A 7627-nucleotide genomic window follows, 5' to 3' on the forward strand; every position below is an offset into this window, starting at 1 on the left:
CGGTCCTGATAGAATCAGAACCGGGGCTCGATATTGTTATTTTGACGCGTTTTCTTCACGCGAACCGGGATCCACTTCGCTCGAAAACGATATAATCCGTTGCCCCTCCCCGCCGGCGTCACCGGGCACCGTTGTCGGCCTTGCGGCGGTGTGTAATAGTCGCGTGCATCTCGTTCGGCGGTACGAGGAATACGCGAATGCCCGCTTCAGAGTTCAGGCATTTTGACCGGGCTCTCGCCTCGATCGAGCGTTTCCGGACCACGACCTCGCCGCAGGCGCTGGTCGATGCGGTTCGCGACGCCGCCGCCGCCTACGGCTATCAGTCCTTCGTGATCGCCGCGGCGCCAAAGCTCGCCTGCAAAGACTTCGACAAATTGGTGCTGCTGCGGCATTGGCCGGAAGCATGGTTCGGCCAGTATCTGCACGATGGTTACCACAAGCACGATCCGATAGCGGCCTATGCGCGGCACCAGACGCGGGCGTTCCGCTGGTCCGATGCGCCGTGGGACAAGTCCGACAAGACCACCGCGGCGCTGATGGATTGCGCCGCGCGCGATTACGGCATGCGCCACGGCTTCTGCGTCCCGATCTACGGCATGCGCGGTTATGAAGCCGCGATTTCGTTCGGCGGCTGCGAGATCGACGCCAGCCCGTCGGCGGCCGCGGCGATGGAGCTGATCGCGATCTACGCGATGAATCAGCTGATGACGATGCGCGAATCCGCCGCACGGCAACAGACCATGCTGTCGCCGCGGGAGCGCGAGGTGGTGAGCTGGGCCGCGGTCGGCAAGACCGCCTGGGATACCGCGCGTATTCTGGCGATCTCCACCGACACCGTGAACAAACACATGGCCTCGGCGATGCGCAAGCTCGATGCCTGCACCAAGACCCAGGCGGTGGTCGAGTCGATCCGGCGCGGCGAGATCGAGCTGTAAGGAGTCAATACCCAGTCCTCTGAATAGTGCGGCCCCCGGCCGCCGTGCCCTGCTCCTGCTGCCAACAGCAGGAGCGCACCATGATCCGGGTCATCGATCAGGCCAATCAACTCCGCTACCGCGAAACCTTGGAACGTCAGTTCTGCTTCCGCCACGAAATTTTCGTCAAGGAACGCGGCTGGACCGCGTTCGAGCAGGACGGCCGCTACGAGGTCGATCAGTACGACAACGAGAACACCATCTATGTCGTCGCGCTCGATGATGATGAGCGGGTGATCGGCTGCTTCCGGCTGTATCCGACGCAGGCCCCGCACATGCTGAGCGAGGTATTTTCCTACCTGGTCGATGGGCCAGTGCCACAGCGCAGCGACGTGCTGGAAATGACGCGGATTTCGGTGTCGCGCGACAAACGCGGTGGCCGCACCTATTATGAGCTGCTCACCGGGCTGCAGGAATACGGGCTGCAACAAGGGCTTTCCGCGGTGTCCGCGGTGATTCGCTCGTTCCGGATGTCGGTGGTGCAGGACGCCGGATTTCGGGTTCATCCGCTCGGACTGCCCCGCGAGGTCAACGGCGAAACGCTGATTGCGGTGACGTTCGAAATCGGCGAGGATTCGCTAGAACGAATCCGGCATACCGCGGGCGTGACCGGGCCGGTGCTGGAGCAGGTGACGCAACCTGCAGGCGCATTGCAACGAAAATTCGCCTAACTATCAATTCGTCCAATGTCGTGGGTCAATGGTCAATTCTGGCCATGGATTGCCGCGCGGAATCGCTAGATTCTGTAAGGCCGGATTGGCCCCCACCGCGCAACGCAGCGGTCGCGCTGATCGACCGATCCTGAACCGGCGCCTGCTACGAGGCGAGAGAGTGAGGCTGAGATGCCGATCCCCGAAGAATTCACCTGGCTGTCCGATAAGCTCGAGGAATGCATCGAACAGGCCGAAGCCTTGAAGCTTGGCCATGCGGTGCGGCTGATCAAGATGGCGGCGATGGAAGTGGCCGATCAGTCGATCGCGCGTGACGTCGAGTTTGCCCGGCGCGAGGTGTCCTGACCGCGGCGCCGTCACGCGCGATGACGTCTCGACAGCTTGGCAAAACCCGGCGATGTTGCACGCGGCGATCGGCATGAGCCGGCGCAGACGTGACCAAACGCCATGACTTCGCCGAGTGGCCCTGAACCGAACGCTCCCACCCTCAAGACATTCTGGACGCTGACGCCCGACGCGCTGTGCGCGGCGCTGAGCTGCGGACGCGACGGCTTGCGCGCCGACGAGGCCGCGCGCCGGCTCCAAACATATGGCCGCAACAGCGACAGCGACGCCAAGCCGGACAGCGTGCTGCGCGCCATTCTGCGACGGCTATTGGAGCCGTTGTCGCTGATCCTGCTCGCCGCCGGCATCGTCTCGGTGGCCACCGGCGACGAGATCGGCGGCTCGATCATCGTCACCATCCTGGTGCTGTCGATCGGGCTGGACACCGTGCAGGAAGGCCACGCCGCACGCACCGCCGAACTGTTGCGGGCCTCGGTGGCGCTAAAGGCCGAGGTGAAGCGCAACGGCGGCTTCGTCGAGATCGAGGTCGACCGCGTGGTGCCCGGCGATCTGCTGCGGGTGCGCGCCGGCGACATCATCCCCGCCGACGCGCTGGTGCTGGAGAGCACGGCGTTCACCGCCGGCGAGGCGGCGCTGACTGGGGAGCCCTATCCGGTCGAGAAGCGTCCCGGCGTGGTCAGCGCGTCGAGCCCCGGCGAAGCTTGCAACGCGCTGTTTCGCGGCGCCGTGGCGCAGACCGGCGAGGCGCTCGCGCTCGCGGTCCATACCGGCCGCACCACGGTGTTCGGCGCCGCCGCCGCGGTGCTCGGCGAAGCCCAGGCGGCCTCGCCGTTCCAGCGCGACCTGCACGAATTCGGCCTGGTGATCGCACGGCTGACGCTCGGCCTGGTGGTCATCGTGCTGGCGGTGCGGATCGGCTTCGGCCGCCCCGTGCTCGACTCGCTGATGTTCGCGGTGGCGCTCGCGGTGGGGCTCACGCCCGAATTATTGCCGATGATCACCACGGTGACGCTGTCGCGCGGCGCGATCCGCATGGCCGGGCGCAAGGTGATCGTCAAGCATCTCGCCGCGATTCACGATCTCGGCGCCATGACCGTGCTGTGCACCGACAAGACCGGCACGCTGACCTCGGCCGAAATCACGCTGGCCGGCAGCCTCGACCCGCAGGGCGCCGACGATCCCACCGCGGCGCGGCTCGGCGCCATCGCCGCCGACCTCGGCGGTGATCGCGGCGCGATGGACGCTGCGCTGATCCGCGGCTCGAAAGACGCCGCGCGCGGCTGGACGCTCGCCGGCCGTCATGCCTTCGACTTCACCCGCCGGCTCGGCTCGGTGCTGGCCAAACACGAAGACGGCGCGCAACTGATCGTCAAGGGCGCGCCGGAGGCGGTAGTGGCACTGTGCACGAGGCGACGCGCCGGCGCCGATAGCGCGACGCTGGACGATGCGCAGCGCGCCGCAGCGATGGCCAAGGTCCATAGCCTCGCCGAACAGGGGCTGCGCACAGTCGCGGTGGCGTCGCGGCCCTCGACCGCCGCCACCGCCACCGTGGAGGCCGCCGACGAAACCGAACTGATCTTTCAGGGTCTGTGCGTGTTCGCCGATCCGCCGAAGCCGACCGCGGCCGCGGCCATCGCCCGGCTGGCGGCATCCGGGATCCGGCTGAAGATCCTGTCCGGCGACGATCCGGTGGTGGTGAAGCGGCTGGCCCTGCTGGTCGGTTTGAGCGCCGACACGGTGTTGTCCGGCGCCGATGTCGCGGCGCTCAGCGACGACGCGCTGGCCGTGAAAGTGCAAACCATCGACGCCTTCGGACGGCTCGCGCCGGATCAGAAATCGCGCATCATCAAGGCGCTGCAGGCGCGCGGCGAGATCGTCGGCTTTCTCGGCGACGGCATCAATGACGCGCCGGCGCTGAAAGTCGCCGATATCGGACTGTCGGTCGACGGCGCCACCGGCGTCGCACAAGCCGCCGCCGACATGATCCTGTTGGCACCCGACCTGGAAGTGGTGGCGGACGGCGTCGGCGAAGGGCGCCGGACCTTCGCCAACATCCTGAAGTATGTGCGGATGGGCGCCAGTTCGAATTTCGGCAACATGCTGTCGATGGCGGTGGCCTCGATCGTGCTGCCGTTTTTGCCGATGCTGCCGACCCAGATCCTGCTCAACAACCTGCTCTACGACCTGTCGGAAATCGGCATTCCGTTCGACGGCGTGCGGCCCGAGGCGATCGCCCGGCCGCAGGTCTGGGACATGCACGGGCTGTTGCGCTTCGCCGCGGTGATGGGACCGTTGTCGTCGCTGTTCGACGGCCTGACCTTCCTGATGCTACTGCTGATCTTCAAGGCGTCGGCTGCCGAATTCCAGACCGCGTGGTTTTTGGAATCGATGGCGACGCAGGTGCTGGTGATCTTCATCATCCGCACCAATGGCCGGCCGTGGCGCGATCAGCCCAACCCGGTGCTCGCCGCCTCCTCGCTGATCGCGCTCGGCGTGGCGATGGTGCTGCCGTTCACGCCGGTCGGCGGCTGGTTCGGCTTTCAACAGCCGCCGGCCGCGATGGTCGGCGGCATCGCCGTCGTCGTCGTGGTGTACCTGATCGCAGCCGAACTGCTGAAGCCGTTCGCGGTGCGCGGCAAGCGCCGGCCGCAGCATCAGTAGCGCGCGACGCGGCGGCGGTCGCAGCTTAGCCACAACATTTGTGCTAAGACCGCCCGGCGCGTACCACCGACACAGGATCTCCGTTGGCCCAGATCGTCACCGTCACCCCCAGTCCCGCCATCGATGCCTCGACCGCGGTCGGCAAGATCGCACCGTTTTCCAAGCTGCGCTGCGCGCAGCTGCGGCGCCACCCCGGCGGCGGCGGCATCAACGTCGCGCGGGTCATTCAAAGGCTCGGCGCTGACGTCCGCGCGGTCTATCCCAGTGGCGGCGCCACCGGCGAATTGTTGCGCAACCTGCTCGACCGCGAGGGCGTCAACGGCATCGCCGTGGCCGTTGCCGCGGAGACCCGGGAAGATTTCACGGTGTTCGAGGAAAGCACCAGGCAGCAATTCCGCTTCATGATGCCGGGGTCGCCGCTCGCCGAAACCGAGTGGAGCCAATTGATCCAGGCGACGTTGGCCGGGCTGCCGGGCTTCATCATCGCCAGCGGCAGCGTCCCGCCGGGGGCGCCGGAGGATTTCTTCGGCCGCATCGTGCAGGCCGGCGCCGCGATCGGCGCCAGGGTGATCGTCGACAGTTCGCGCGCGCCGCTCAAGGCCGCGCTGCAAAGCGGCCTGTATTTAATCAAGCCAAGCCTCAGCGAATTCTGGAATCTGACCGGACTGAATTGCGACGATGACGCGACGCTGATCGACGCCGCGCGCGACCTGATCGACCACGGCCTGGTCGAGATGGTCGCGCTCAGCATGGGGCCGAACGGCGCGCTGCTGATCACCCGCGACCGCGCCCTGCGCGCCGAGGGCCTGGCGATCGAGGCGGCCACCGTGTCCGGAGCCGGCGACAGCTTCCTGGCAGCGATGGTGTGGAGCCTGCAGAACGATCCCGACCTCGCCACCGCACTGCGCTTCGGCATCGCGGCGGGCACCGCGGCACTGGTCAACCCCGGCACCGAACTGGCCCGACCGCAGGACATCGCGGGCTTTCTGCCGCAGGTCCGCATCCGCGAGATTGCGACCGCCACACGCATCGCGGCATCGCAACTGCGATGACGGCGCGGCGTGTTGCGGCGATCGGAAAATTCTGCATCATCGCTGCATAAAGAAACGCCATGCTGCTCTTGACTACAAATGAAGCAGAATTGATCCTGGTCAAAGCAGCCGTCGACGGCGCGAACCTATGGTCCGCGACGTTGCGAGAGGCAGTTGAGGTGATCGAGGCGGTCTGCAAAGCACCTCTTCCGAAAGCGAAACAGGGGAGAGTTGCGTGAGCGACCAGGTCAAATATGTGCTCGACGAAGACCAGATTCCGAAGGCTTGGTACAATCTGAACGCAGATTTTCCGAAGCCGATGCCGGCGGTGCTGCACCCCGGCACGCACCAGCCGATCGCGGCGCCGGACCTCGAGCCGCTGTTTCCGATGGATCTGATCCTTCAGGAAGTCTCCACCGAACGCTACATCGAGATTCCGGAGCCGGTGCGCGACGTGTTCCGGATGTGGCGGCCGGCGCCGCTGATCCGCGCTCGCCGGCTGGAGAAACTGCTCGATACCCCGGCGAAGATCTATTTCAAATATGAGGGCGTCTCGCCGGCCGGCTCGCACAAGCCGAACACCGCGGTGCCGCAGGCCTGGTACAACAAGGAAGCCGGCATCAAGCGGCTGTCGACCGAAACCGGCGCCGGTCAATGGGGCTCGTCGCTGGCGTTCGCCGGCTCGCTGTTCGGCATCGACGTCACGGTGTTTCAGGTTCGGGTGTCGTATGACCAGAAGCCGTATCGCCGCGCGCTGATGGAGACCTATGGCGCGCGCTGCGTCGCCTCGCCGTCCAACGAGACCGAGGCCGGCCGCGCCGTGCTGGCACAGAATCCGAACAGCCCCGGCTCGCTCGGCATGGCGATCTCCGAAGCGGTGGAGATCGCCGCCAAGGATCCGGCGGTGAAATACGCGCTGGGCTCGGTGCTCAACCACGTGATGCTGCATCAGACCATCATCGGCGAAGAGGCGATCAAACAGTTCGAGCTCGCCGGCGATGATCCCGACGTGGTGATCGGCTGCGCCGGCGGCGGCTCGAACTTCGCCGGCCTCGCCTTCCCCTATCTCGGCCTGCAACTGCGCGGCGGCCGCACCCGGCGCTTCATCGCGGTGGAGCCGGCGGCCTGCCCGACGCTGACGCGCGGCAAATACGCCTATGATTTCGGCGACACCGCACATCTGACGCCGCTGATGAAGATGCACACGCTGGGCTCGACCTTCATGCCGCCGGGCTTCCACGCCGGCGGGCTGCGCTATCACGGCATGGGCGCGATGGTGTCGCACGCCTATGAGCTCGGCCTGATCGAGGCGCGCTCCTATCAGCAGCGCGGGTGCTTCGAGGCCGGGGTGCAATTCGCCCGCGCCGAGGGCATCGTGCCGGCGCCGGAATCCACCCACGCGGTGCGCTGCGCGATCGACGAGGCGCTGCGCTGCAAGGCCGAGGGCAAGGCCGAGACCATCCTGTTCAACCTCTCCGGCCACGGCCATTTCGACATGCAGGCCTACATCAATTATTTCGAAGGCAAGCTGGTCGACCAGGACTACGACGAAGCCGAACTGGCGATGGCGCTGGCCGGATTGCCGAGCGTGGCGGCGTGACTCTTCACCTCTCCCCGCTCTTGCGCGGGGAGAGGTCGCCGCGCCCTGGCGCGGCGGGTGAGGGGCCAGGCACGGCGGGATGGGCAAAGCCGACCTCTCGGGTCGATCAGGCGCGGGTGCCGACCCGCGAGGCCACGGTCGTCGCCGGTGCAGTGCCTCGCCCCTCATCCCACCCTTCTCCCCGCGAAGGGCGGGGAGAAGGAGCCGGCCGCGGCTGCCGCTCCGGTGGTGGCTGAACTCCGCCGCCGATCGGCCAAAAAACGCTTTCCCCGCTTGCCCGATCTTTCTAAACAACGGGCACCGCGCCCGCTCCGGCGCGACCAGGAACCGCGCCGCATGCCCTCC

Annotated in this window: 6 protein-coding genes; all 6 read left to right on the forward strand. The window is 66.6% G+C overall.

Annotated elements, in window-relative coordinates:
• The first annotated feature begins 197 nt into the window (after positions 1 to 197).
• The 6 genes from VGC77_RS08110 (at position 198) to VGC77_RS08135 (ending at position 7282) form a co-directional block, all read left to right on the forward strand.
• On the forward strand, positions 198 to 935 hold the full coding sequence (locus VGC77_RS08110; RefSeq protein WP_331171063.1) for a LuxR family transcriptional regulator: 738 nt from the start codon (positions 198 to 200) through the stop codon (positions 933 to 935).
• An 80-nt stretch (positions 936 to 1015) separates the two neighbouring features.
• The gene (locus VGC77_RS08115) at positions 1016 to 1645 is read left to right on the forward strand and encodes an acyl-homoserine-lactone synthase (protein ID WP_331171064.1); all 630 of its coding nucleotides are present in this window, start codon (positions 1016 to 1018) and stop codon (positions 1643 to 1645) included.
• Between the two features lie 171 nt (positions 1646 to 1816).
• Entirely contained in the window at positions 1817 to 1990 is a 174-nt protein-coding gene (locus VGC77_RS08120; protein ID WP_331171065.1) for a hypothetical protein, read from the forward strand.
• A gap of 102 nt (positions 1991 to 2092) precedes the next feature.
• The gene (gene mgtA / locus VGC77_RS08125; RefSeq protein WP_331171066.1) at positions 2093 to 4651 is read left to right on the forward strand and encodes a magnesium-translocating P-type ATPase; all 2559 of its coding nucleotides are present in this window, start codon (positions 2093 to 2095) and stop codon (positions 4649 to 4651) included.
• Between the two features lie 83 nt (positions 4652 to 4734).
• Positions 4735 to 5703, forward strand: a complete 969-nt coding sequence (locus VGC77_RS08130) for a 1-phosphofructokinase family hexose kinase (protein WP_331171067.1) — start codon at positions 4735 to 4737, stop codon at positions 5701 to 5703.
• Positions 5704 to 5917: 214 nt separating this feature from the next.
• On the forward strand, positions 5918 to 7282 hold the full coding sequence (locus tag VGC77_RS08135) for a TrpB-like pyridoxal phosphate-dependent enzyme (protein ID WP_331171068.1): 1365 nt from the start codon (positions 5918 to 5920) through the stop codon (positions 7280 to 7282).
• The last annotated feature ends 345 nt before the right edge of the window (positions 7283 to 7627 follow it).

The organism is Rhodopseudomonas sp. (assembly GCF_036404135.1).
Lineage (GTDB): Bacteria > Pseudomonadota > Alphaproteobacteria > Rhizobiales > Xanthobacteraceae > Rhodopseudomonas_A.